The following is a 22060-nucleotide window of genomic DNA, read 5'->3' as shown; positions in this document are numbered from 1 at the left end:
AGTTTCGGCGGCGCGACAAAGCGCCGCCGTTTTTTTATCTGGTTCGGTCCATAGATAAGAGCACGATTGGCCAAGAGGCGCTCAGAGGCAGGATGATTAAAGAAATTGCGACGACCCCCTATGCGGACCAGCGTCCCGGCACCTCGGGCCTGCGCAAGAAGGTTCCGGTCTTTCAACAGCGTCATTATGTCGAGAATTTCGTCCAGTCGATCTTCGACTCGCTCGACGGCTTTGCAGGCCAAACCCTCGTCGTCGGCGGAGACGGCCGCTACTACAATCGCGAGGCGATCCAGACGATCCTGAAAATCGCGGCCGCCAATGGCTTCGGCCGAGCCGTCGTCGGCAAGGGCGGCATTCTGTCCACGCCGGCCGTCTCGGCCCTCATCCGCGCACTGGAGGCCTTCGGCGGCGTCGTTCTTTCCGCGAGCCACAATCCCGGCGGCCCCGACGGCGACTTCGGCGTCAAATACAACGTCGCCAATGGCGGGCCGGCGCCCGAGAAAGTCACCGAGGCGATCTACCAACGCACGAAGACGATCACGTCCTTCAAGATCGTGGAGGCCGCCGACGTCGACATCGACACGGTCGGCGCCACGCAGCTCGGCGACATGCGCGTCGAGATCGTCGACAGCGTCGAGAATTACGCTGCTCTGATGCAGACGCTCTTCGATTTCGACCGCATCCGCGACGCCTTCCGCGGCGGCTTCGCCATGCGCTTCGACGCCATGTCCGCGGTGACCGGCCCCTATGCGCACGCTATTCTCGAAGGCATGCTGGGCGCGGCGCCGGGCAGCGTGATCAATGGCGCGCCTCTGCCCGATTTCGGCGGCCATCATCCCGACCCCAATCTGGTCCATGCGAAGCATCTCTACGATCTCGCGATGTCGCCGGCGGCGCCGGACCTTTGCGCCGCCTCCGACGGCGACGGCGACCGCAATCTCATCATCGGGCGCGGCCGCTTCGTGACGCCGTCGGACAGTCTCGCCATTCTCGCCGCCAACGCGCATCTCGCGCCGGGCTACAGGAGCGGCATTGCCGGCGTGGCCCGCTCCATGCCGACGAGCGGCGCCGCTGACCGCGTGGCGGAAAAACTCGGCGTCGCCCTTTACGAGACGCCGACGGGCTGGAAATTCTTCGGCAATCTGCTCGACGCGGGCCTCGTCACGATCTGCGGCGAGGAAAGCGCCGGCACCGGCTCGAATCATGTGCGCGAGAAGGACGGGCTCTGGGCCGTGCTGCTCTGGCTCGACATTCTCGCCGCGCGCAAACAGAGCGTCGACGCGATCGTGCGCGACCATTGGGCGACCTATGGCCGCAATTATTACTCGCGCCACGATTACGAGGAGGTCGACAGCGACGGCGCTCATGCGCTGATCAAGACGCTGCGCGACAGGCTGCCGGCGCTGAAAGGGAGGAGCTTCGGCGCCCTTCACGTCAAAGACGCCGACGACTTCGCCTATCACGACCCGGTCGACGGATCTGACTCTTTGAACCAGGGTCTGCGCGTGATGTTCGAAGATGGGGCGCGCATCGTCTACCGCCTGTCCGGCACCGGCACGGCGGGCGCGACGCTGCGCGTCTATATCGAACGTTACGAGGCCGATCCCGCCAAGCAGTTCGGTGAAACGCAGCAGGCGCTCGGCGACCTCATTGCGCTCTCGCGCGAGATCGCGGAGATCGAGCGCTTCACAAAGCGCCGCGCGCCGAGCGTGATCACCTGACGCCCTCCGCTCGCCTTCTCTGGCCGCTCGACCTATAAGGACGGCCAAAGGGGGCGCGAATGAACGAAGCGGCAGCCGTCACGCAGTGGGTCGAGCACGAATCGCGCGCGCAGATTCTCGCTGAGCTGCACGCCCGGCCGTTTCTGCCGCTCGAGGTGCCCCGCCGCATCTATCACTTCGCTTTCGCCACCAATCACGAGGAGGCGGCGGCCGACCGTGCGGCTCTCGCGCATGTTGCGGCCGCGGGCAGCGTCGACGCGCCGGCGCCGGACGCGAAGTTCCACTATTTCCGCTTCCGCGACTGGCGCCTGCGCTGGGAGCAGCACACGGAATTCACGACTTACACCTGGTCGACAGACGTGGACGCCGCAACGCCCTTCAGCCACCCGGATCCGGTGGCGACAGGCGAGATTTCCTTCCGCCCGCCGGGGCGGCTCATCGTCGCGGCGCATCTTTGCGTCGTGGACAGGGAGATTTCCCTCGAAGAGCTTGCGGCGCTCTTCAGTTCGCAAAGCCTGTGCGTGATCGGCCTCGGCAAGGAGGCGGCGCACGCCTTTGCCGATTTCGCGGTGGACGCCAAGGGCTTCACCCGCATGGCGATCCGCCTGCTGCATGCGCCGCCCTTGGAGGCCGGCCGCCTCGCGCAGCGGCTCCTGGAAGTCGAGACCTATCGCAGCATGGCGCTTCTGGGCCTGCCGCTCGCCCGCGCCATATCGCCCGACCTCGCCCGAATGGAGGAGGAGCTTTCCGAAATCACCCATGCGCTGCGCGCCACGCAGGATTCGCAGAGTAATCACGACCTCTTGAAACGCCTCTCCGACCTTCTCGCGGCCAATGAGGCGCTCCTCACGCGGTCCGCCTTTCGTTTCGGCGCGAGCCGCGCCTACCACGCGCTGGTGAAGAACCGGCTGGATCTGTTGCAGGAGACGAAGGAGGGGCAATATCCCACCATCTCCAATTTTCTCAACGCCCGCCTCGATCCGGCGGTTGAAACCTGCAACGCCGTGGAGGCGCGGCAGTCGCGCTTTTCTACCGACGTCGCGCGCACGACCAATCTCATGCGCACCGGGATCACGCTCGACATGGAGCGCCAGAACGGCGCGCTGCTCGACGACATGGTTCGCCGCACGCGCCTGCAGATGCGCCTGAACCGCATGGTTCAAGGCATTTCCGTCGCGGGCCTGGCTTATTATCTCGTGGGTCTCTTCGCCTTCGTCGCCAAGGGGCTGAAAGAGGCCGGCGTCATACCGGCCGCGCTTTCTGCCGACATGGTCGAGGCCATCGCCGTGCCCTTCGCCATTCTCGCCTCATGGGCTTTCATGGCCCGCGTGCGGCGCCTGTCAAACCGGGCGGCGAAAGAAGAGCAGGTCGACTGACTATTCGACGTCGAGCGGCGCGACGCCCTTTGGCGCGCCATTTTCGCCCAAAGTGATCTTCTCGACCCGCGCCTCCGCCTCGGCCAGGAGCTTCTCGCAGCGATCCTGCAGGGCCTTGCCGCGCGCATAGAGCCGCACCGAGTCGTCGAGCGAGACGGAGCCTTTCTCCAATTCGCCGACGATGCGCTCCAGCTCCTGCATCGCCTTCTCGAAAGGCAGGGCGGTGAGGTCTTCGGCGGCGCCTGGGTTTTCTTGGGTCATGGCGGTTTTCTAACCCAGCCGGGCTCCCTTGGCTATTGTAGAGAGCGCGCGCCGCGTCAGTGGTCGGCCGGCTCTGCATGACCGACGATGCGCAGGATTTCCGGGAACGCCTCCCTCACGCGGCGTTCGACTTCGTCGACGGCGGCATGGACGACCTCGACCGGAACCGCAGCGTCCACGGCGCAGTGAAAATTCACCACGAGGCCGCCGGAGGTCTCCCGCACCCGCACGTCGTGGATGTCGGCGATATAGCCGACGTCGCCGCCGTAGCGGTCGAGCGCCTCGGCGATGTCCTCCGCAAGGAGGCCGCGCAGGTCGCGCCCGATGAGCACATGGGCGGTCAGCGGTTCGATGTGGGTCTCGATCTCGACGTCGGACCCGAATTCGTCGCGGATGGCGCTTTCGAAATCCGTCGCGATGGCGTGGGCGCGGCCGATCGGCATCGCGCCCTCCACTTCGATGTCGAGCCCGATGGAGAGCCGGTCGCCGATCTGCTGGACGATCACATGATGGGCCATGAGATGGCGGCGCGCGGCGACGAGCATGATGCGCTCGACGACCGTCTCGTCGTCGACGGCCAGCGCGTCGGCTGTGACGGTGACGCGCGCATGCGGCGCGACCGCGCGGATTGCGTCGCAGACGCCCGCCTTGATCCGCGCCGCCTGCTCCACGCGCAATGTGCGGGCGACGCCGATCGTCGCCTCGCCGATCACCTCGGGGCCGGCGCTGCGCAGGCGCAGCGTTTCGAGCCTCATCACGCCCGGCGCGTCGAGGATCGCGCGCTCGATCTGCGGGCTGAGCTCGCGCGGGGCGGCGTCGAGCAGCGTGTCGATGGTGCGCCGGCCGAGGCGATAGCCGGCGATGGCGATAAAGCCCGCGACGCCGAAAGAGGCGAGCGCGTCGCCCTGGGGAAACCCGTATTGAGCCGCGGCCACGCCGATCAGCGCGAGGACCGAGGAGACGAGATCGCTGGCGAAATGAATGGCGTCGGCGGCGAGCGCGTCGCTGCGCTCTTCTTTGGCGATGGCGCTGAGCTGCCGGGAACGGACGAAATCGACGACGATCGAGACGACGAGCACGCCATAGGCCGGCCAGCCGGCCAAAATCTCGACATTGGCCTCGCCCAGCCGGCGGATCGCTTCGCCCACGACGATGAGCGCCAGGCCGAAGAGCAGGCCGGTCTCGACAAGCGCGGCAAGCGCCTCATATTTTCCGTGACCGTAGTGATGCTCGGCGTCGGCGGGCTTCTCCGCTTCCCGCACGGCGTAATAGGTCAGCGCGGTCGCGCCCGTGTCGACAAACGCATGGCCAGCTTCGGATAGAAGCGCGAGCGAGCCCGACCAGAGCCCCGCCGCGAGCTTGGCTGCGGCGAGAACGGCGCTGGCGGCGATCGAGGCCCGGGCGGCGGCGAGCTTGCGGCTGGCCCCGGCGGCGTGGAACGCTCTGGCTTCGGTCATGCTGGCCCTCTATAGGCGCAAGGGTTCACAGCCGCTGCCTAGCAAGACCGCCGCGAGACGGCAAACCGGCCGACCGTCGACAAAGGCCGCTCGATGAGGAGTTTTAGGATGAAGTTTCTGCATTCGATGATCCGCGTGGGCGATCTCGACCGCTCCCTGCATTTTTTTTGCGACATTCTCGGCCTTCGGGAAGTGCGCCGCACCGAGAATGAAAAGGGCCGATATACGCTCGTTTATCTTGCGGCGCCCGCCGATTTCGAAGAGGCCAAGCGCAGCGGCGCGCCGACCGTCGAATTGACCTTTAATTGGGACGAACATGAATATGGCGGCGGCCGCAATTTCGGCCACCTGGCCTTCGCCGTCGACGACATTTACGAGGTCTGCGAACGGCTTCAAAAAGCGGGCGTGATCATTTCCCGGCCGCCGCGCGACGGCCATATGGCGTTTGTGCGCACGCCCGACGCGATTTCGATCGAATTGCTGCAAAAGGGCCAGCCGCTTCCCCCCAAGGAGCCCTGGGCCTCCGCGGCGAATGTCGGCGTCTGGTGACGCACAGACGGCGCTGCGTCGCACAAGCTTGATGGGCTGCTTGCCTCTTCGCATGCGCAGCGACAATTTTTCCGCGCGCCTATGAAACTTCGACGCGAGTGGCGCGTTGAGCAATCAGAGGCGCTGCAAGGGCCGCGGCGTCTCGTCGCCATACAACTTGTCGCTGCTCGTCGTCACCCGGTCACAGTCGGAGCGTAAGAGCAGAACCGCATTGCGGGCCGTGAGCTCAAAGAGCCTCATGGCTCAGTCGATGCGCCCGGGCTGGATGTCCAGGCCGGGGTTGGATGGGCGGTTCATCGGCGGTTAAGCCGGCGCCGTCCAGCTTTTCATCGAAGCGCGCAACGACGCGCCAAAGAAGAGGGTTAAAGAGGCTGAAACAACAAGCGGAGGACAACATGCTGGTTGCGGATCTCATTCATTCCTGCTCCAACGAAATGGTCGCCCAGGCTGCACTTTCGTGCATTGGCGGCCGCTTCGCAGAGCGCGTGCGCACCGCCGCGCAAGAGAAGGGCATGAGTGTCGGGAGATTCGTCGCCGCGGTTGTACGTAATTTCGCGCGCCGGGCGGATGAAGGAGTCCGCGACGCGCTGCGTGAGAGGATTAATGGCGTCGACCAGCCTTTGCTGATGGGCCTGCGCGCGGTGCTCGAACCCGCGCTCGAGGACGGCGCGCTGTTTGTCGACGACGATCTCATTCTCACCCGGCCCGTGCCGGTCGGATTGAACTGCGCGGCCGTGCATCAATATCAGTAGCAGCCCTTCGGCTTTACGCACCGAAAGCGACATCGCCCCAGGCGGTGTCGCTTTCTTACTTTTTGAGCCTATATCTGCCGGTAGCGGGGCGTTTCGCATCGGTGGAAGATGGGCCATTTTCTCGATCAGGCGCAGATCGCCTACATCCTTTCGACTTACGGCTACTGGGCGATTTTCATCATCGTGGCGCTGGAAAGCGCCGGCCTGCCCTTGCCCGGCGAAACCATGCTCGTCGGCGCCTCGATCTACGCGCGGCTCACGGGCGCGCTTTCAATTGAAACGATCGTGCTCGCCGCAGCCGGCGGGGCGATTGTCGGCGACAATATCGGCTATTGGATCGGCCGGGAGTTCGGCTATCGCTTCCTCGAAAAACATGGCTGGCGCGTGGGGATCGGCGCGAACAAGCTGCGGCTCGGACAATATCTCTTCTATAAATGGGGCGGAGCCATCGTCTTCTTCGGGCGCTTCGTCGCGCTTTTGCGAATTCTCGCGGCCCTGCTCGCCGGCGCCAATCATCTTCCCGCCGGACGCTTCTTCTTTTTCAACGCCGCGGGCGGCGTCGTCTGGGCGATGGTCTTCGGCTTCGGCGCCTATTACCTGACGGCCGGATTCGAGAAAGTGCACGGGTCGCTGGCGACGTTGGGCGTCGTTGCGGCCGTCGGGGGCGCGTTCGCGCTATGGCGCTTCTACAAGCTCAACGAGGCGCGGTTGATGCGCGAGGCGGAGAATGTGATGACCCAGCGCCGGAGCGGTTCTAGCTGAACCGCGGACCGAGCCGCGCGGCGGCAAGCGCGCGCGACAGGTTTTCGGCAAGTTCCGCCTTTTGGTCGGGCCCGAGAAAACTGCCCACCTCGACCGCTTCGCCGCGAAAGACCAGCACGAGGCTTTGCATGCCGAATTCCTCGTGCACTTTCTGTTCGAGCCGCACCCAGGAAGGGTTGAATCGCCACTCGCGGCGCCGCCCGCCGGCGCCGACCTTCGCGAAGACGAGTTCGAGCGGCGTGACGTCGAGCGTCTCATAGGCGCGGGCGTCGCGGAAATTCACACGGAAGGCGATGAACAGCGCGAGCGCGTCGAGGCCCATGAAGCCCGCGACCGGCCACGCCCCCATGACCAGAAAGGGCACGGCGAAGGCGCCTTGCGCGACGCAAAAGACCGCGATCAGCAGGTAGAAGCCGCGGGGCGTCAATGAGCGGTGCGGCGTCAGGCGCGTTTGAAAGATCGGTTCGTCAAATGGGTCCAGCATGGATGAACGGCGTCTTTCGCCCCTCCAGACGTAAAGATATAACGCGGCGATGACAGGAAGGAACAGCGCAGGCTCAAAGAGCCCGGCAAGGGGGCGCAAGCGCGCTTTGCCGGCGGCGGAGGCGGCTCGGATCGAGGCGATCTTCGCCCGCCTGGCCGAGGCCAATCCCGAGCCCAAAGGCGAGCTGCATTATACGAACCCCTTCACCCTCCTCGTCGCCGTCGTGCTTTCGGCGCAGGCGACCGACGCCGGGGTGAACAAGGCGACGCCGGCGCTCTTCGCCTTGGCCGACACGCCCGAGAAGATGGTCGCGCTCGGCGAGGATCGGGTGCGCGAGGCGATCAAGTCCATCGGCCTTTTCCGAAACAAGGCGAAGAATGTCGTGGCGCTCTCGCACATGCTGATCGAGCGGCACGGCGGAAAGACGCCGCAGACGCGGGACGAGTTGACCGCCCTGCCCGGCGTCGGCCGCAAGACGGCGAATGTCGTGCTCAACATCGCCTTCCATCAGCCGACCATCGCCGTCGACACGCACATCTTCCGCGTCTCGAACCGCCTGCCGATCGCCAAGGGCGCGACGCCGGAGGCGGTCGAAGCCGGCCTCGAGGCGGTTGTGCCGGAGAAATATTTATTGCACGCGCACCACTGGCTCATCCTGCACGGCCGCTACGTGTGCAAGGCGAGAAAGCCCGAATGCGCGCGGTGTCTTCTGTTCGATCTGTGCAAGTTCAAGCAGAAGACGGCGTAAGGCCTTTTCGCCTCAGCGCAGGTCGGACGAGGGCTCCAGCAACCGCATGGCCGCCGCACGGGCTTCGTCGGTGATCGCCGCGCCCGACAGCATCCGGGCGATCTCCTCGCGCCGCTCGCCCTCGGCGAGAACGGCGACGCGCGTCGCGACGCGCTTCTCCTTGCCTTTGGTCGCCGCCCCCTTGCTGATGCGCAAGTGCCGGCTGGCGCGCGCGGCGACTTGCGGCGCATGCGTCACCGCCAGCACTTGCGCGCGGCTGGCGAGCCGCGCAAGGCGCTGGCCGATGGCGTCCGCGACCGCGCCGCCGACGCCCGTGTCGATTTCGTCGAAGACGAGGGTGGGCGCCGAGCCGCGGTCCGCGAGAACGACCTTCAGGGCCAGCATGAAGCGCGCGAGTTCGCCACCCGAGGCGACCTTGGTCAGCGGCCCCGGGCGTGAGCCCGGATTGGTCTGCACCCAGAATTCGACGCGGTCGATCCCCTCCGGCCCCGCGCTTTCGGGATCGCTCGTCACCTGCGTGGCAAAATGCGCGCCTTCGAGCTTCAAGGGCTTGAGTTCGCCGTCGACCAAGGCGTCGAGCTTCTTGGCCGCCTTGTGGCGCGCGGCGGAAAGCGCGCGCGCGGCGTCGTCATAAGCGGCCTTGGCCGAATCGAGGGCCTTGCCGAGCTGAACGCGCCGCGCCTCTGAAGCGTCGAGCGCGGCGATGTCGTCAGCGAATTTCTGGGCGAGCCGCGGCAGTTCCGGCACGCCCACCTGATATTTGCGCGCGGCGCCGCGCAGCGCGAACAGCCGCTCCTCGACGCGCTCCAGCTCCGCCGGGTCGAAGCGCGTTTCGGCAAGCGCCTGCTCCAGCGCCTGCTCGGCGAGGCCGAGCGCGTCGACCGCCTGCGACAGGGCGCGCGCCGGCGGCTCCAGAAGATTGGACGCCTGCGTCACGCGCCGCTCCAGCCGCCGCGCGGCATGGGCGATCTCGGCGGCGGGCGCGCGCTCGTCGGCGAAAGCCGCCAGCGCGTCGCGGATGTCGGTCGCAACCTTCTCGGCGCGTTGCATGAACAAGCGGCGCTCCGCCAACGCCTCCTCCTCGCCCGCCTCGGGCGCGAGTTTGGTCAGCTCGTCGTGGGCGTGGCGCAGATAATCGGCGTCGGCGCGCGCCTTGGCGATGCGCGCCTCCTCCTCGGCGAGGGCGCGGCGCGCCGCCTGCCAGGCGGCATATTTGGCGCGCACGTCGTTCGCTTGCCCGGCAAGGCCGCCATGCGCGTCGACGAGCGCGCGATGGGCGCTCGGATCGACCAGGGCGCGGTCGTCGTGCTGGCAATGGATCTCGACGAGTTCGCGGCCAATGGCGCGCAGCGCCTGCGCCGTCGCCGGTTGATCGTTGACGAAGGCGCGGGTGCGCCCGTCGGCCGCCTGCACCCGGCGCAGCACCATCTCGTCGTCGCTGGCAAGGCCGAATTCGCGCGCGGCGAGATGCGCCGGATGATCGGCCGGCAGGTCGAAGACCGCCGTCACCTGCCCCTGTTCGCAGCCGGCGCGCACGAGCGAGGCGTCGCCGCGCCCGCCGAGCGCCAGGACGAAAGCGTCGAGCAGGATCGACTTGCCCGCGCCCGTCTCGCCGGTGAGCGTCGTCAGCCCCGGCCCGAAGTCGAGATCGAGCGCGTCGATCAGCACGATGTCGCGGATGGACAGACGGACCAGCATGACGCTTAACTCTAGTCGCTTGGCGCGCGCGGGGGGCGGCGCGGCGCTCATAATTCTGTGGACGGAAAGACGATTCGCCGTTTTCCAGGAGGTTGGCATGGCCGATGACGAAATCAACGGAATTCGCGCCTTGCTCTCCAGCAAGCCCCGACCTCTCGGCTGGGCGGAGCGGCGCGCGCGGATCGAGGAAGTCGGCGCCCACTGGCCGGTCGCGCCGGATATTTCGTTGACGCCCGTCAGCATCGGCGGGCTTGGGGCCGAGTGGTCGCGCGCGCCGGGCGCCGACCCGTCCCGCGTTCTGCTGTTCTTTCACGGCGGCGGCTATTGCTCGGGCTCGATCGTGAGCCACCGGCGCATGGTCACCGAGGCGGGCCGCGCCGCCGGCGTGCGGACGCTTGCGGTCGCCTATCGGCTGGCGCCGGAGCACCCCTTCCCCGCCGCCTATGACGACGCCTTCGCAGCCTGGCGCTTCCTGCAGGCGCAGGGGATTCCGGCGACGAAAATCGTGGTCGGCGGCGACAGCGCGGGCGGCGGGCTTTCTCTGGCGCTCTCGATGCGGCTGCGCGATCTGGGCGAAGCGACGCCCGCCTGCCTGTGGCTCTCGTCGCCCTGGACGGATTTGACCATGTCGGGCGAGACGCTCGCGACCAAAGACGCCGTCGATCCGTTGATCCACAAGCCCTATCTCGAGGAGCTTGCGAGCGCCTACGTTCCCGCGGGCGTGGATCGGAGAGACCCGCGGCTCTCGCCGCTCTACGCAGACCTCAAGGGTCTGCCGCCCGTGCTCATCCAGGTGGGATCGGACGAGACCCTTCTCTCCGACTCAACGCGTTTCGCGGCGGCGGCGGGCGCAGCCGATGTGGCGGCGACGCTCGAAATCTGGCCGCATATGATCCACGCGTGGCAGCTCTGGAACGCGGGGCTTGCCGACGGCCGGCGCGCGCTGGCGCAGGCCGGCCGCTTCATGCGGACGCATATGGCTTAGATGGCGTGCAGCGTCTTGCCGATCTTGGAGAGCCAGCTGTCGGTATATTCGTGGGGGGCCAGACCGTCGGTCTTCAACAGCGCGACGGCGTCCTTGTACCACTGCGAATCCGGGTAATTGTGCCCCAGAATGGCGGCGGCCGTCTGCGCCTCATTGGTGACGCCCATGGCGAGATAGGCTTCGGTAAGGCGATAAAGCGCCTCTTCCGTGTGGCGGGTCGTCTGATATTTGCCGAGCACGTCGTGGAATCGGTTGATGGCGGCGGGGTAGTTCTTGCGGTTCAAATAGAACCGGCCGACCTGCATTTCCTTGGCGGCGAGCTGGTCGCGGGCGACGCCCATCTTGTAACGCGCGTCGGCGACATATTCCGACTTTGGATATTTCGTAATGAGCTCGTTGAAAATCTGCAGCGCCTTCTCCGCCGAAGACTGATCGCGCATCACGTCCGGCACCTGATTATAATAGGACATGCCGGCGATGTAATAGACGTAGGGCGTGTCCGCCGAGTTCGGATAAAGGCCGATGTAGCGCTGCGCCGACTGCACCGCATCGTCGTAAGCGGGCTTTTCGAACTGCGCGTGGAGAGTCATGAGCAGGCCCTTGCGCGCCCATTCCGACGAGGGATAGCTCTTCTCGAGCTCCGAAAACTTCTTCGCCGCGGCCTCGTAATCCTTCGACTTCAGCTTGGCCAGGCCCTGATTGTAGAGGGTGTCCGCCGGGATGTCGGGCGTGACCTCCATCTTGTATTTTTCGCCGCCGCCGAAGAGGCCGAAGCCGCTGGTGAGCGAGTCCATGATGTCGGCGCGGGCAGGCGCGGCGGAGAACGCGAGCGCGGCGGCCGCGGCGAGCCAAGCGGACGAACGGACGGAAACAAAAAACGACATATCGAGAGCCCCTTGCGGCCGGGAGCAGCTTAACGCTGCCGGGCGCGTTCTAGCCTAATCCGCCAAGCCCCGCCACTCGCGGCGCCGGGACGGCCCGCGTCGTCGCGGCGCTGGCGGCGCGCGGCGACGGACAATGATGGTTAAGGGAAGGCTTTTCTTCTGGCGAGATTATGGCGAGGGCCGAAGCATGGGGGGCTCGCCCGTCGCCGTCGCCGCCTCCCGCACGAGCGCCCCGGCCTGCATCGCCGCCTCGAGCAGCGCCAGATTGAGCCCGTGCCCACCCCTGAAGGAGCGGAAAGCGCCGACGATCGGCGCGCCGGCAAGGGCAAGGTCCCCCACCACGTCGAGCATCTTATGGCGCAGGCATTCGTCGGCGTAGCGCAGGCCTTGGGGGTTCAGGACGATCTCGCCGTCGAGCACCACGGTATTTTCCAAAGTGGCGCCGAGGGCGAGCCCCGCGCGCCAGAGACGCTCCGCGTCGCGCAGGAAGCCGAAGCTGCGGGCGCGCGCCAATTCCACACGAAATGTCTCGGGCGTCAGCGCCAACCTGCGGCGTTGCCGGCCGATCGGTCTCTCGAAGGCGATTTCCACATCGAGAGTGAGGCCGTGCGCGGCCGGAGCCAGCTCCGCCCAGCCGGCGCCCTGCGAGACCCTTACGGGCTCGACGACGCGCAGCGAGGTCCGCGGGGCGGCAAGCGCGACGACGCCCGCCTCGTCGATCGACTCGGCGAAGGCCTGCGCCGATCCGTCCATCGCGGGGATTTCGTCGGCCTCGACGAGGACGAAGGCGTTGTCGACGCCAAGACCCGCAAGCGCGGCCAGAAGATGTTCGACGGTCGAGACGCTCGCCTCGCCGGACGACAGGCGCATGCGCATTTGGGTCGCGTCGACCCCGCGCCAGTCGGCGCGCAGCTCGACGCCGTCGACGCCAAACACGATCCCGGAACCGGCGGCCGCGGGGAGAAGCGTCACACGCGACGGGCGATCGCTATGAACGCCCCGGCCAGCAAGCGTCGCCGGGCGAGCGAGCGTGGTCTGCGCCGCATATGCGGGGCGGCATGGAACCGCTGAGGGTCGAGACATCGGGCGAATGAGAGAAATCCTCCCGCGTGAGGCCGGGCCGACGGTCCGCTTGTCTACGGTCGAGATTAGCCCAATCCGACCGCCGGGCTCCAGTAACGCTTTTTTACAGTTTGTGACAACCGGCCCAACGGGGCCAAAAACAAAGGCCCGCGCAAAGGCGGGCCTTTGTCGAGGCACCGGAGCCCGGCGCGTTAGTGGCTCGACTGCCGGCGCAGGAAGGCCGGGATTTCGAGATGGTCGTCCTCCACCGGACGCTGCGCCGGCGCGCGGCGGCCGTGCGGATCGAGCGCGGCGTGCGACGGCTGAGGCGCGGCGGCGGGGCGCTTGCCATATTCCGAAACGGTCGAGGGCTGCGGCGCCGGGGCGCGCGGCGCTTGCGGCTGCGGCTGCGGCGCGGCGCCGGGCTGCATCGAGTCCTCCTGGCGGCTCGCTCCGAACGAGGCCAGACGCTCGAAGATCGACTTGCGACGCGGATCATGGCTCGCTTCGCCGCGGTGCTGGCGCATCTGATCCTGGACCGGCTGCGGGAAATCCTCGATCGACGGCATGCGCGGCGTGCGCGGCATTTCCGGCGGCGGCGGCACATAGCCGGTCGCCGACTCGGCCATCATGCGCGGCGCGGGCTCCGGCATGCGCGGCTCGCTATAGGTCGAGCGCGCGCCCACCGGCTCCAGATAGACGCCATTCGTCGTCATCTGAGCGGGAGCGGCCGCGGGCTGCTCGGCGTAATAGGAGGTCGGCGCCTGCTCGCGGAGTTCCGCCTGATAGGCCGGAGCGGACGCGCGTTCGTGCATGGCGTAGACCTGCGCCGAGGTTTCGACGACAGGGATCGCCGACGGCTGCGGCCGCGCCTGCTGCTGCAACTGGGCGCGCATGCGCTCCGCCGCCTCCGCCATGCGCGCCGCGCTGGTCGGATCGTCGGCGGTGATCGCCGCGAGGTCGATGCCGGTCGCCACGACCGAGACGCGCACGACTCCCTCGAGCGCGGAATCGAAGGTCGCGCCCAGGATGATGTTGGCGTCCTCGTCCACTTCCTGACGGATGCGGCTCGCCGCCTCGTCGACTTCATAGAGCGTGAGGTCATGGCCGCCGGTGATGGAGATCAGCAGGCCGCGCGCGCCCTTCATCGACACTTCGTCGAGAAGCGGATTGGCGATCGCCGCCTCGGCCGCGAGATTGGCGCGGCGCTCGCCCGTCGCTTCGCCCGTGCCCATCATCGCCTTGCCCATGCCGCGCATGATTGAGCGCACGTCGGCGAAGTCGAGATTGATGAGCCCCTCCTTCACCATGAGGTCGGTGACGGAGGCGACGCCCGAATAGAGCACCTGGTCGGCCATGGCGAAGGCGTCCGCAAAGGTCGTCTTCTCAGTGGCGATGCGGAACAGATTCTGGTTCGGGATGACGATCAGCGTGTCGACGCATTTCTGCAGTTCGGTGATGCCCGCCTCTGCGATGCGCAGGCGGCGCTGCCCTTCGAAGTGGAACGGCTTGGTCACGACGCCGACCGTGAGGATGCCCATCTCGCGCGCGATCTGGGCGATGACGGGCGCCGCGCCAGTGCCGGTGCCGCCGCCCATGCCGGCGGTGACGAAGCACATATGCGCGCCCTGAAGCTGCTCGCGGAGCTCCTCGCGCGCCTCTTCGGCGGCGGCGCGGCCGACCTCCGGCTGGGCCCCGGCGCCGAGACCTTCGGTCACCTGCAGGCCCATCTGAATGACGCGCTCGGCCGGCGACGAGGCCAGCGCCTGCGCGTCGGTGTTCGCGACGAGGAAATCCACGCCGGAGAGGCCCGACGAGATCATGTTGTTGACGGCGTTGCAACCGCCGCCGCCGACGCCGCACACCATGATGCGGGGCTTCAATTCCCTCAATTCGGGCGCTTTGAGATTAATCGTCATTTGCCAGGCCTCTCGGAATGTACACTGCTCGTCGGCGTCGGTTGTTCCCATCCTTGGACGCCCCGTCGCCGAACGCTTCGTCCTCGGTTATTTGCGCGCGAGGCCCGGCGTTTCAGGCCGGATCGCCTCAGTTGAAAGAATCACTGGAGCGCGATTCTAGAAGCTTTCCTTTAACCATCTACCCACTCGCCTCATGTAGCCGTCCGTTCCCGTCGCCGTCCGCTCGCCACGGTGGGGCTCGAAATATTCGCGCGCCGCGACTTGCGGATAGACGAGCAATCCCGCCGCCGCCGCAAAGGCCGGCGAGCGCGCGGGATCGGGAAGACCTTCGACGCCGATCGGGCGTCCGACGCGGACTTGGCCGCCGAGAATGCGGCGTGCGGATTCCGCCGCGCCGGTGAGCTGGCTGGCGCCGCCGGTTAAAACGATGCGGCGGCTCGGACTGGATTGAAAGCCGGCCCGCGCCAGGCGATCGCGCAGGAATTCAAAAGTCTCTTCAACGCGCGGGCGGATGATTCGCACGAGGTGGGATTTTGGCGCATGCGCCTTGTGGTGGCCGTGCTCGCCGACGTGCACGAAGGAAACCGTTTCGCGCTCGTCCGACGTCGAGGAGATGGCGGAGCCATGGAACGTCTTAAGGCGCTCCGCGTCGGCGAGCCGCGCGTCGAGGCCGCGGGCGATGTCCATGGTGACGTGATTGCCGCCGAGAGTCACGGCGTCGAGATGCGTCATCTCGCCATGGGAGAAGACGGCGAGCGAGGTCGTGCCGGCGCCCATGTCGACGACGATGACGCCCATCTCCGCTTCATCGGGCTCGAGCGCCGAAAGGCCGGCGACATAAGGCGCCGCAGCCACGCCCGCGACGCCGAGATGGCCGCGCTCCACCGCGAGGAGAAGATTGCGCGCCGCCGCCTGATCGCAGGTCGCGACATGCAGATCGACGCCGAGCTCCTCGCCGATCATATCCTTCGGCTCGCGAATGCCGCCGACGCCGTCGAGCGAAAAGCCGGTCGGCAGCGAATGCACGGCGATCCGGCCCCGATGCAGATGATGCGCGGCGGACGCCTCGAGCACGCGATGAATGTCGGCCGCCGCCACTTCGCGGCCGCCAATGGCGCGCTTGGCGGTGAAATGTTCGGACGCCAGCCGCCCGCCGGAGGCGGTGATGATGACCTGGTCAATTTGAACGCCAGCCATGCGCTCGGCGGCGTCGACCGTCTGGCGAATGGCGCGCTCCGCCTCGTCCATGTCGACGACGAGGCCGTTCTTGACCCCGAGCGAGCGCTGATGGCCGATCCCCAACACGCGGATGCGATGCGTGCGCCAGTCGCCGGGCGCCGCCTGGCTCGCCGGCGTGACGCGGGCGATCAGGCAGGCGATCTTCGACGTGCCGACGTCGAGCGCCGCGAGGGTCGCGGAGCGGCGCGGCCCGAGAGGCTTCAGACGTGGCGGAACGAGCTGAGGCTTCATAACGCTAACCACCCGTTTTCTTTGTCTTGTGCGGCAGCGCCGCCTCACGCGCGGCGGCGGCCTCCTCCGTGAGGCGTACCGCGACGCGGTCCGGCGCGCGCAGGTCGATCGACATGATGTCCTTGTCGAGAATGCGGGACTCGCGCTGGAGGCGCAGCAGCGTCGCGACGGCGCGCGCGGGGTTTTCCTCGGGCAGCTTGACCAGCATGCCGCTGGTCATGTCGAGATCCCAGCGCCGGCCCGAGACGAGCACGCCGGCCTTTACGCGCTGCGCCAGATCGCCGAGGCCGGCCAGCAGTTGGAGATACTCGGGCAGCCGCTTCTGCGCGCCCTCGCCGACGACAAAAGGCAGCCCGAGATATCTTTCGTCGCGCAATTCGTCGATGGCGACGCCATCGTCGGCGACAACCGTGACGCGACCGTCCTGTTGCCACAGGGCATGTGGACGGCGCTCCTCGATCGCGATCACGAGACGGTTCGGATAGAGCTTCATCACCCGGGCGGATTTCACCAGCGGGACGGCCATCAGCCGCTCGCGCACGCCGGCGGCGTCGAGGAAGGGCAGCGAGTTGCGCGCGTCGACGCCCGCGGCCCGCAAGAGCTCCTTTTCCGTCATGCGTGACTGACCGGTAATGGTCACAGCGGCGATGTCGAATCCGACCGTGCGCGCGACGATGTCCCAGGGCTGGCCTTCGCGCGAGACGAACGCGTCATAGCCGCCGTTTTCGACCAAGCCGCCGAAGCCGACGCCGCCGAAGAGCAGGAGGAGACCGAAGAGGCCGACTCCGGGCCGTCCGAGAAACGCAAAACGGGTAAAGAGCGGGTGATCGATGCGGCGGCGCGGGATGGCGCGGGGGGCGGCGTGGGCGGCCGGCGCCGCGGCGGGAATGGGCCCGCCGGCGCCCGCGGGCTGGGGCTCGGCCGCAGGAAAATGAACGAGCGGAAGGGCAGTCGTCTCCCCTAACGATCGCAGGATGCGTCTTCCACCATCCATTTGACTAGCTCGCCGAACGAAAAACCTGCAAAAGCCGCCATTTCTGGCACGAGCGAGGTCTCCGTCATTCCCGGCTGCGTGTTCACCTCCAGAACGACGAGCGCGCCCGTCCCGCCAGGACGATCGTCGTATCGGAAGTCCGCGCGACTGACGCCGCGACAGCCGAGAGCTCTGTGAGCCTCGATCGCTAAATGTTGGACCTCTTGGTAAATTTTCTCTTTAAGATTTGCCGGAAGAAGGTGTTTGGAGCCGCCTTTCGCGTATTTCGCGTGGTAGTCGTACCAGCCCCCGTCCGCGGCGAGGATTTCGATAACGTCGAGCGCACGTTCGCCCATCACGGCGCAGGTGAGCTCGCGCCCGTCCACGAACTCTTCCGCGAGCATCAGATCGCCATGCGCCCAGTCCGCACAGGTCAGCTCCAGCGGCGGGCGCTCCTGGTCCGCCTTGACGATGAACACGCCGAAGGACGAGCCTTCCGAGACCGGCTTCAAGACATAGGGCGGGGGCAAGACATGCGCTTGCGCCGCCTCCAGCCGATGCACGACGCGGCCCTTGGGGACCGGCACGCCCGCCGCCGCCATCAAGACCTTCGCGACCTCCTTGTTCATCGCCGCCGAGGAAGCGAGCACGCCGGAATGCGTGTAGGGGATGCGCAGCAATTCCAGCACGCCCTGAACGCAGCCGTCTTCGCCGAACTTCCCGTGCAAGGCGTTGAAGGCGACGTCCGGCTTGAGCGAAGCGAGCAGGCTCGCGACGTCGTGGCTCACATCGACCGGCGTCACCCGATAGCCCTGCTCTTCCAACGCCCTCGCGCAGGCCGTTCCCGAGCGCAGCGAGATCTCGCGTTCGGCGGACAGCCCGCCCATCAGCACGGCGACGTGTTTGGTCATATCGGTCTCACTGAACTCGAAGGTGGATACGAGGGGGCGCCCAAAGGACTGCCGGGCGAACCGGCTACGCTTTCTCAACAGGCGGGCGGCGGCGCAGGCCCCGGCGCGAATCGTTTAGAGGCTACGTTGCGTCGCCCGGCGGCGCAACGCCGTCACGGCGACCTGCGGGTCCAGATCTCGATCGCCTCCGCCTGGCCGGTCTTTTCGTAGCCGTCGAGAGCAATGGCCGTTTCGGGCTGTTTGAGCGCCCACTCGCGCGTCTCCCTGTCCTCGACGATGATGGCGTCGGGGCGACCGGCGCGCACGTCCTCGGCGAAGCCGGCGAGGTCTCGCCGCCGATAGCTCTCGAGCCGGGCGCGCTGGGCGGGGTCCTTCGCGTCGCGAAGCAGATGGCTGGCGAAGCTCGCGGTCCACAGCGCATTGGGGCGGCCAACCCATATTCCGCCGAGTTGGCGCGTCACGGGATGGCCGAAGTCGAGCTGGCGCGCCAGCGCGATGAGTCGCGGCTGGGCGGGGGCGACGCGCGCGATCTCGGCCCGCAAACCGGGATGCTCCTCCTCGTCACTCAGCAGTCGAGCGGCGCCAAACATCGCCGGGGCGGCGAGGAACAGGGGCAGAAAGACAAATTTGAAGAGCCGGCCATCCCGCGCCGCGCGGGCGCGCGGATGCGTGTCGAGCGTGAAAAAACACCAGGCGAGCAGCGCCAGCGCAAGGCCGGGATAGGCGTGGTTCATCCAGCCTTTCCCCTGAAGGAGAAAGGCGGCGAGAAAACCAATCGACGCAAAGGCGCAGACCCGAGCCGCCGATGGAACGACAAACCCCGGCGCCGCCGGCGGATGCGCGAAGCCTTGCGCCGAGGCGATGGCGAGCGCCGCGAGAACCGCGATGTTTACGGGCGCGAGGGTCAGCGCGAGACGCGGCCAGGTTTCGCGGGCGGGCTGGTAGACGTCCACGATCAGCGGCAGCGCATAATCCCCGTAGGCGGGAAACAAGACGAGCGTAACGGCGCCATAGAGGAGGAAAATCCCGGCGGCGGCCGCATTCTCGAGCGAGAGCAACAGGCGTGGCGAGCGCTCCCTTATGGCGACCGCCAGCGCCGGGAGCAGAATGGCGAGCGCGAAAAACGGCTTGAAGCAGACGGCGAGGCCGCCGCCGAGCCCCGCGACGATGCGCAGCGACCTAGGGACGCGCCCGCCTTCGGCGCGGGCTGCGAGCGTCGCCAGCAGCGGCGCAAGCGCCAATAGCGCCAGATGCTCGCGCTCGGCGAAGACGAGCGCCGGCGCAAGCAGCCACAGGAAAACGGCGGCGTTCAGCAACAGCCCCCAATCCTCGCGCGAGCGCGGCGCGCCGTAGCGCAGGATCGCGGCGCTCGCCGCGAGGGAGACGAAGCCCGCGAAAAAGGCGAGCGCGGCGACGACCGGTTCGACGGCGAGACCCAGCGCCCGCGCCAACATCACGGCCGGGGCGAGCGCCAAGAAGGCCGCCGGCGGGTTGGGGTCGGTCACGTCGACATAGGGCGTGGCCCCGTCGAGCGTCTTTTCCGCGAAGGTAATGAACCAGGAGACGTCGCTGTCGATGTGACCCGCCGCCTGCATCGCGATCGCAGCGGCGAGGAGCAAAATCGTCGTCCAGGGGCCGGCGAGAAAGGCGGCGAGGCGCGGCGACTCGCGGTCGACGAACAGGCTGCGCGACGTCAAGAAGCTCATTTAAGGAATTCCGATCCGCTTGATTTCCCAGTGCAGCTCGACGCCGCTCGTCTCCTTGACCCGCCGCCGGACCGTCTCGCCGAGCGTCTCGATGTCGGCGGCCGTCGCCTGGCCACGATTGATGAGAAAGTTGCAGTGCATCTCGCTCACCTGCGCGTCGCCGACGATGAGTCCGCGACAGCCGGCGGCGTCGATCAGCCGCCACGCCTTGTGGCCTTCCGGATTCTTGAAGGTCGAGCCGCCGGTCTTTTCCTTGATCGGCTGCGAGGCCTCGCGCGCCTGCGTGATGCGATCCATTTCGGCAAGGATGGTCTGCGGATCGCCGGGGCGTCCCTGAAAGAGCGCTTGCGTGAAGATGATCTCTTCGGGGGCCGAGCAGTGGCGATAGGAGTAACCCATCTCAGCGTTGCTGAAGACCCGGATATGGCCGTCACGATCGACGCCGCGCGCCTCGATGAGCGCGTCCTTCGTTTCGCCGCCATGCGCGCCGGCGTTCATGCGCAGCGCGCCGCCGATGGCGCCGGGTATGCCGCGATAAAAGGCGAGCCCGTCGACGCCCGCATCCGCCGCCGCCCGCGCCGCCTTGACGTCGGGCACGGCCGCGCCGACGCGCAGGCGCGCGTCCTCAACGACAATATCCCCAAAGCCCTTGGCCGAAAGGCGGATCACGACGCCCGCGACGCCGCCGTCGCGCACGATGAGGTTGGAGCCGAGGCCAATGACGACGACTGGAATGTCTCTCGGCAAACGCGCGAGAAAATAAGCTAGATCGGCTTCGTCCGCCGGCATGAAGAGAAGCTGCGCAGGTCCGCCGACGCGAAACCAGGTGTAAGGCGCGAGCGGCTCGTTTGCGGACAGCTTGCCCCGCAGGTCGGGCATGCGCGCGGCGATGTCGGGGGTGAGGTCAGCGAAGGTCATGGGGGCGTCTCATGCTGCTCCGCCCGCCGCGAGCTGCTCCGGCAACGCATAGGCCCACTGCGTAATATTGCCGGCCCCGAGGCAGACGACGTAGTCGCCCGGCGCCACGATCTCGCGCACCATGGCCGGCAACACCTCCGGCGAGGGCAGACCCATGGCGCGGCGATGGCCATGCGCGCGGATGGCGTTCACGAGCGCGTCGCGGTCGACGCCCGGGATCGGCTGCTCGCCCGCCGCATAAACGTCGGCGACGATGACGACGTCGGCGTCGTTGAACGAGGTCGCAAAGGTATCGAACAGCGATTGCAGGCGCGTGTAGCGGTGCGGTTGCATCACCGCCACCACCTTTCCCTTGGTCGAGGCGCGCGCGGCGCGCAGCACGGCGGCGATCTCGACGGGATGGTGGCCGTAGTCGTCGAAGATCTGCACGCCGTTCCATTCGCCCGTGCGCGTGAAACGGCGCTTGACGCCGCCGAAGCCCTCGAGCGCCTTGCGGATCTGGTCCGGAGAGAGGCCGAGCTGATAGGCGACCGCCACGGCCGCCGTCGCGTTCAACGCATTGTGATGGCCGGGCATGGGCAGCAGGAGATTTTCAAGATAGGTCGCCTGCGCGGTCTTGCGATCGCGCAACAAGATATTGAAGCGCGAGACGCCGCCTTCCAAATTCACGTCGAGCAGCCGGACGTCGGCCTGCGGGTTTTCGCCGTAGGTGATCACGCGCCGATCTTCGATCTTGCCCACGAGCTCCTGCACCGTCGGATGATCGAGGCACATCACCGCAAAGCCGTAAAACGGAATATTCTCGATGAAGGCGCGAAACGCGTCCTTGATCGCGTCGAAGGTATGAAAGTGATCGAGATGCTCGGGGTCGATATTCGTCACGATCGCAATATCGGCCGGAAGCTTTAAGAAAGTGCCGTCGCTTTCGTCGGCCTCGACCACCATCCAGTCGCCGGCGCCGAGCCGCGCATTGGTGCCATAGGCGTTGATGATGCCGCCATTGATGACGGTGGGGTCCAGTCCGCCGGCGTCGAGCAGCGTCGCGACCAGAGAGGTCGTCGTCGTCTTGCCATGCGTGCCGGCGATGGCGACGCATTGCTTGAGGCGCATCAGCTCAGCAAGCATTTCCGCCCGGCGCACGACGGGCAGACGCTTCTCGCGCGCCGCCGCAAGCTCGGGATTGTCGCGCTTGATGGCGGTCGAGACGACGACCACCGCCGCCTCGCCCAAATTCTTGGCGTCATGACCGACGAAGACAGCGGCGCCCTTTTCCGAAAGCCGCTTGACGTTGGCGTTCTCGGTCGCGTCGGAGCCCTGCACCTTGTAACCGAGATTGAGCAGCACCTCGGCGATGCCGGACATGCCGATGCCGCCGATGCCGACGAAATGAATGGGGCCGAGATCGCGCGGCAGTTTCATGAGCA

The 22060-nt window shown here is 67.0% G+C and carries 21 protein-coding genes; 7 read left to right on the top strand and 14 right to left on the bottom strand.

The features are described 5' to 3' along the window. Positions 1-92: 92 nt before the first annotated feature. Together ACETII_RS13925 and ACETII_RS13920 are read left to right on the top strand one after the other, a co-directional pair. Positions 93-1721 (top strand): alpha-D-glucose phosphate-specific phosphoglucomutase, encoded by a 1629-nt coding sequence (locus ACETII_RS13925; protein WP_472785903.1) that lies wholly within the window; start codon positions 93-95, stop codon positions 1719-1721. A gap of 59 nt (positions 1722-1780) precedes the next feature. Beyond that, positions 1781-3097, top strand: a complete 1317-nt coding sequence (locus tag ACETII_RS13920; protein WP_472785902.1) for a DUF3422 family protein — start codon at positions 1781-1783, stop codon at positions 3095-3097. On the opposite strand, the gene ACETII_RS13915 is transcribed toward ACETII_RS13920, so the two are convergent. Then, the gene (locus ACETII_RS13915; protein WP_363346760.1) at positions 3098-3358 is read right to left on the bottom strand and encodes an exodeoxyribonuclease VII small subunit; all 261 of its coding nucleotides are present in this window, start codon (positions 3356-3358) and stop codon (positions 3098-3100) included. A gap of 56 nt (positions 3359-3414) precedes the next feature. Then, the gene (locus ACETII_RS13910; RefSeq protein WP_472785901.1) at positions 3415-4815 is read right to left on the bottom strand and encodes a cation diffusion facilitator family transporter; all 1401 of its coding nucleotides are present in this window, start codon (positions 4813-4815) and stop codon (positions 3415-3417) included. Between the two features lie 108 nt (positions 4816-4923). Here ACETII_RS13910 and ACETII_RS13905 point away from each other — a divergent pair, with 108 nt between their 5' ends. Next, on the top strand, positions 4924-5364 hold the full coding sequence (locus ACETII_RS13905; RefSeq protein ID WP_472785900.1) for a VOC family protein: 441 nt from the start codon (positions 4924-4926) through the stop codon (positions 5362-5364). 114 nt (positions 5365-5478) lie between these two features. On the opposite strand, the gene ACETII_RS13900 is transcribed toward ACETII_RS13905, so the two are convergent. Then, positions 5479-5604, bottom strand: coding sequence for a hypothetical protein (locus tag ACETII_RS13900; RefSeq protein WP_472785899.1), 126 nt, complete (start codon positions 5602-5604; stop codon positions 5479-5481). 155 nt (positions 5605-5759) lie between these two features. Between ACETII_RS13900 and ACETII_RS13895 the strand changes: the two genes are divergently transcribed. Both ACETII_RS13895 and ACETII_RS13890 read left to right on the top strand, forming a co-directional pair. Next, positions 5760-6116: a hypothetical protein gene (locus ACETII_RS13895; protein ID WP_472785898.1), complete on the top strand. Its 357-nt coding sequence runs from the start codon at positions 5760-5762 to the stop codon at positions 6114-6116. 108 nt (positions 6117-6224) lie between these two features. Then, positions 6225-6878: a DedA family protein gene (locus ACETII_RS13890; RefSeq protein WP_472785897.1), complete on the top strand. Its 654-nt coding sequence runs from the start codon at positions 6225-6227 to the stop codon at positions 6876-6878. Here the strand turns inward: ACETII_RS13890 and ACETII_RS13885 are convergent. Further along, a complete protein-coding gene (locus ACETII_RS13885) occupies positions 6871-7362 on the bottom strand; it encodes a DUF2244 domain-containing protein (RefSeq protein ID WP_363346750.1) in 492 nt (163 codons plus the stop codon). The two genes, ACETII_RS13890 and ACETII_RS13885, sit on opposite strands and share 8 nt — an antisense overlap. Before the next feature lie 49 nt (positions 7363-7411). Between ACETII_RS13885 and nth the strand changes: the two genes are divergently transcribed. Further along, positions 7412-8110: an endonuclease III gene (gene nth / locus ACETII_RS13880; RefSeq protein ID WP_472785896.1), complete on the top strand. Its 699-nt coding sequence runs from the start codon at positions 7412-7414 to the stop codon at positions 8108-8110. 12 nt (positions 8111-8122) lie between these two features. On the opposite strand, the gene recN is transcribed toward nth, so the two are convergent. Further along, positions 8123-9808, bottom strand: coding sequence for a DNA repair protein RecN (gene recN, locus ACETII_RS13875; protein WP_472785895.1), 1686 nt, complete (start codon positions 9806-9808; stop codon positions 8123-8125). A 97-nt stretch (positions 9809-9905) separates the two neighbouring features. Here recN and ACETII_RS13870 point away from each other — a divergent pair, with 97 nt between their 5' ends. Then, the gene (locus ACETII_RS13870) at positions 9906-10793 is read left to right on the top strand and encodes an alpha/beta hydrolase (RefSeq protein WP_472785894.1); all 888 of its coding nucleotides are present in this window, start codon (positions 9906-9908) and stop codon (positions 10791-10793) included. Here the strand turns inward: ACETII_RS13870 and ACETII_RS13865 are convergent. From ACETII_RS13865 to murC, 9 genes are all read right to left on the bottom strand, one after another. Further along, entirely contained in the window at positions 10790-11677 is an 888-nt protein-coding gene (locus ACETII_RS13865) for an outer membrane protein assembly factor BamD (protein ID WP_363346742.1), read from the bottom strand. The genes ACETII_RS13870 and ACETII_RS13865 overlap by 4 nt on opposite strands. A gap of 168 nt (positions 11678-11845) precedes the next feature. Continuing rightward, positions 11846-12760, bottom strand: a complete 915-nt coding sequence (gene lpxC, locus ACETII_RS13860; RefSeq protein ID WP_472785893.1) for a UDP-3-O-acyl-N-acetylglucosamine deacetylase — start codon at positions 12758-12760, stop codon at positions 11846-11848. 191 nt (positions 12761-12951) lie between these two features. Next, a complete protein-coding gene (gene ftsZ / locus ACETII_RS13855; protein ID WP_472785892.1) occupies positions 12952-14658 on the bottom strand; it encodes a cell division protein FtsZ in 1707 nt (568 codons plus the stop codon). A gap of 156 nt (positions 14659-14814) precedes the next feature. Continuing rightward, complete coding sequence (gene ftsA / locus ACETII_RS13850) at positions 14815-16128, bottom strand: cell division protein FtsA (protein WP_472785891.1); 1314 nt, start codon at positions 16126-16128, stop codon at positions 14815-14817. Between the two features lie 4 nt (positions 16129-16132). After that, positions 16133-17122 (bottom strand): cell division protein FtsQ/DivIB, encoded by a 990-nt coding sequence (locus ACETII_RS13845; RefSeq protein ID WP_472785890.1) that lies wholly within the window; start codon positions 17120-17122, stop codon positions 16133-16135. Further along, the gene (locus ACETII_RS13840) at positions 17089-18012 is read right to left on the bottom strand and encodes a D-alanine--D-alanine ligase (protein ID WP_363346734.1); all 924 of its coding nucleotides are present in this window, start codon (positions 18010-18012) and stop codon (positions 17089-17091) included. Before ACETII_RS13840 ends, ACETII_RS13845 begins: the two co-directional genes overlap by 34 nt. Before the next feature lie 152 nt (positions 18013-18164). Continuing rightward, a complete protein-coding gene (locus tag ACETII_RS13835; protein WP_472785889.1) occupies positions 18165-19718 on the bottom strand; it encodes a hypothetical protein in 1554 nt (517 codons plus the stop codon). After that, positions 19719-20636 carry a UDP-N-acetylmuramate dehydrogenase gene (gene murB / locus ACETII_RS13830; protein ID WP_363346730.1) on the bottom strand — a complete coding sequence of 306 codons (918 nt, stop codon included), beginning with the start codon at positions 20634-20636 and terminating at the stop codon, positions 19719-19721. A 9-nt stretch (positions 20637-20645) separates the two neighbouring features. Beyond that, entirely contained in the window at positions 20646-22055 is a 1410-nt protein-coding gene (gene murC, locus ACETII_RS13825; RefSeq protein WP_363346728.1) for a UDP-N-acetylmuramate--L-alanine ligase, read from the bottom strand. Between the last annotated feature and the right edge of the window lie 5 nt (positions 22056-22060).

This window comes from Methylocystis sp. NC52PC, from assembly GCF_055698645.1.
Note: the sequence above shows the minus strand (reverse complement) of the source record. Positions and strands in the feature narration are given on the sequence as shown.